This window comes from Bartonella sp. CL435QHHD (genome assembly GCF_042195095.1).
Lineage (GTDB): Bacteria > Pseudomonadota > Alphaproteobacteria > Rhizobiales > Rhizobiaceae > Bartonella.
The window spans coordinates 1-2,255 of sequence record NZ_JBHINS010000040.1; the positions used below are offsets into that span (position 1 = coordinate 1).

Annotated in this window: 2 protein-coding genes and 1 pseudogene; all 3 read right to left on the minus strand. The window is 35.4% G+C overall.

Features of this window, described 5'->3' with window-relative positions; genetic code table 11:
- Nucleotides 1–114 precede the first annotated feature (114 nt).
- Nucleotides 115–823, minus strand: a pseudogene (locus tag ACFILH_RS02000) (hypothetical protein).
- Nucleotides 824–907: 84 nt separating this feature from the next.
- Entirely contained in the window at nucleotides 908–1,414 is a 507-nt protein-coding gene (locus ACFILH_RS02005) for a hypothetical protein (RefSeq protein ID WP_120100860.1), read from the minus strand.
- Nucleotides 1,415–1,753: 339 nt separating this feature from the next.
- Nucleotides 1,754–2,209, minus strand: a complete 456-nt coding sequence (locus tag ACFILH_RS02010; protein ID WP_375654789.1) for a hypothetical protein — start codon at nucleotides 2,207–2,209, stop codon at nucleotides 1,754–1,756.
- Nucleotides 2,210–2,255: the final 46 nt, after the last annotated feature.

Below are 2,255 nucleotides of genomic sequence, written 5' to 3' on the forward strand. Positions count from 1 at the left end.
CGATTGGTTATTTTAATCGTTTATTTGGATCGCTAGCTGTTTTGATAATAAAAGCCGTGTCTTAAAGGACGCGGCTTTTTTGCTATAAAGCAGCCCCCCGCGCCGTTATTTTATTTACGCTGCTTTATTTTCAACAATCTTTACAACGGTATCGTTTTCATAAATTTCACAATCTTCAGGAATTCCATATACATAGTAAATGTTTTGCTCAACATATGAATAATCATTTCTTTTTAATCTTGCATTGCCATGTACCAAACCTCTAATGGTGTGATAACCAGTCACTTTAGCATTGCCATAAACAGAACCGTAGACCTTAACATACCCACCCACGCTAGCATTGCCATAAACCTTGCCATAAATTTTTGAAGAGCTACTTACAACAGCATGATCATAAACCTCAGCCTTGCTATAAATGCGTGCACTTCCTGATAATTTTGCATTGCCATAAACCCTTGCATATTGATAAACCCACACCTTATCAGAAAGATGCGNGATGCGCATTATCATAAACATGAGCTCCAAAATACACGCGGGTTTTATCATATACATGCGCATTGCCATAAACAAAACCACCAATGACAGCGTTGCCATATACCCTTGCATTTTCATAAACACGACCAGATTTTACAACACAAGCATTATCATAAACCCAGCAATTGCCATCATGAGAAAGGTTATCTTCCTTTTCAATAAAGCCGCCTAAATCACCAGCTTTAACATCAGCAAAGTCTTTTAAAGCACGAATGCGGTATAAAGTAATCCCTTTAACGTGACTTTCATTTATAAGCTCATATTTTTTAGATACATTTTTAGTGGTCATAGGTAGCTCCCTAATCTAATATTCAAACAAATTTTTAAATGAAATGGTTATAAGGAGGCGCCCCCGCCGCGCCCGCGCCGTTATTTAAGCTGTTTTCCTATGAGGACGACACATAACAAAGCAAATTTCACCATAAGGAGAAAGGCGTTCTGTATAAACATTATTCATTGTGTCACCACAAATATTCTTAGTAACAATAGCCATGCCACATGCATTGGCATTTTCATAAACATGCACTTTACTTACAATTTTTGCACTATCGAAAACATGGGCATTATCATACACATGGGCATTGGCAAAAACCTTTGCTGAATCGTAGACGCGAGCATTACCATATACAAAACCACCAACACCTGCATTGCCATAAACCTGCGCATTTTCGTAAACACGACCAGGGCTCACAACAATGGCCTGATCACCAACCCAGCAATTGCCATCATGGGAAAGATTTTCTTCAGATTCAATATAGCCACCAAGTTGACCAGCTTTAACATCACCAAAATCTCTTAACGCCTTAATGCGATAAAGTTTTTTACCCTCACGAAGAATTGTTTGATTGGTGAGTTGATATTTTTTGACAGAATTTTGCATAATAAATCCTTACGAAATTAGGTTTTTAATTGACAGCCCATAAGGGCGCCGGGCGCTAAAAACACGGTCGTAAGTCCGCCGCTATACTTTCCCCTCGCGAAGGGTATTGTATGGTATAGCTACACCCGACAAAATCGTTATATGCCAATGATAGCACAAAAGAAAGTCAGTATTTTGAAGATGGGAAAAACCTTACGTGGTTTAACCGCTTACGATTAAGTGTTTTTAGCACTTGCCAACCTTAATAAACGACCTTTTCTTTAATGTCAATACGTATTTTTTATTTTTTTCAATTTTTTTCATTTTGATACCTACCTAATTGAATATCAAGTGCTTTTTTTAGCTCTCTTTCTTTTTAATAGATGATTGTATCGCGTAAATGGACATGTTTATTAAACTGCGTGTATGCAACATGAGAAAGAATGAATAAACTAAAAAAAAGTACCAAATAACGATATCTAAATACCAAAATACAGTATAACTATTTGGAAAAATTAAAACGACAAGTGCTAAACTTATTAGCTTTAAAAGTCTGTGCAAATACTGTTGTAAATCACGTGTTAATGTCTTCCAACCTGTTGTATTGCCACGTTTGTATTTTGGATTGTTCTGCAACTCAAAAGGAATATGAGAATTGCATAAAATTACAAAAATATTTGTTATTATTATCAAACCAAAAGATGCAAATATCAAAATACCTTGGATAAAATAGGGATTTTTTTTAATTCCTAGAAAGCATAAAAATATAAAAATTATAATACCAAACAAGGCTCTTAGCTGCTTATCTGTAAACATATTTATTTCCTGCGGTTTTCGATAATTTTTTGATCTCTTTATTGAT

Excerpts from the sequence above, each read along its gene's own strand:
- ACFILH_RS02010 (WP_375654789.1), bottom strand. The coding sequence starts at position 2,209 with ATGTTTACAGATAAGCAGCTAAGAGCCTTGTTTGGTATTATAATTTTT.
- ACFILH_RS02005 (WP_120100860.1), bottom strand. The coding sequence starts at position 1,414 with ATGCAAAATTCTGTCAAAAAATATCAACTCACCAATCAAACAATTCTT.